Origin of the sequence: Mesorhizobium sp. M1A.F.Ca.IN.022.07.1.1, assembly GCF_003997575.1 — a bacterium.
Taxonomy (GTDB): domain Bacteria; phylum Pseudomonadota; class Alphaproteobacteria; order Rhizobiales; family Rhizobiaceae; genus Mesorhizobium.
In genome coordinates this window covers 1-678 of sequence record NZ_RZST01000707.1, presented here as the reverse complement: position 1 = coordinate 678, position 678 = coordinate 1, and the positions used below count along the sequence as shown (strand labels likewise).

The following is a 678-nucleotide window of genomic DNA, read 5'->3' as shown; positions in this document are numbered from 1 at the left end:
CTGTGGCGCCGGTTGCTCCGGTCGCACCCGTCGAGCCCGTTGCTCCGGTATCGCCGGTGGCGCCGGTCGCACCTGTTGCTCCGGTCGCACCTGTCGAGCCCGTTGCTCCGGTATCACCCGTAGCGCCAGTCGCACCTGTGGCGCCGGTTGCTCCAGTCGAGCCGGTATCGCCCGTGGCGCCAGTCGCACCCGTAGCGCCGGTCGAGCCGGTATCGCCCGTAGCACCAGTGGCGCCGGTTGCTCCAGTCGCCCCAGTGGCCCCGGTCGAACCCGTTGCTCCGGTATCACCCGTTGCTCCAGTCGAGCCGGTCGCACCCGTTGCACCCGTAGCGCCGGTCGCACCTGTTGCACCCGTCGAGCCCGTCGCTCCGGTATCGCCGGTCGCGCCTGTGGCGCCGGTTGCTCCGGTCGCACCCGTCGAGCCCGTTGCTCCGGTATCGCCGGTGGCGCCGGTCGCACCTGTTGCTCCGGTCGCACCTGTCGAGCCCGTTGCTCCGGTATCACCCGTAGCGCCGGTTGCGCCTGTCGCACCCGTTGCTCCAGTCGAGCCGGTCGCACCCGTTGCACCCGTAGCGCCGGTCGCACCTGTGGCGCCGGTTGCTCCAGTCGCCCCGGTAGCTCCAGTAGCTCCAGTCGCGCCGGTTGCGCCTGTCGAGCCGGTCGCACCCGTTGCACCCG

1 protein-coding gene is annotated in these 678 nt (G+C 71.7%); it reads right to left on the bottom strand.

Translation table 11 applies throughout. The annotated features are described in order from the left end of the window. A partial coding sequence (locus EOA75_RS33530; protein ID WP_206517143.1) for a hypothetical protein occupies positions 1-678 on the bottom strand: 678 nt, incomplete at both ends.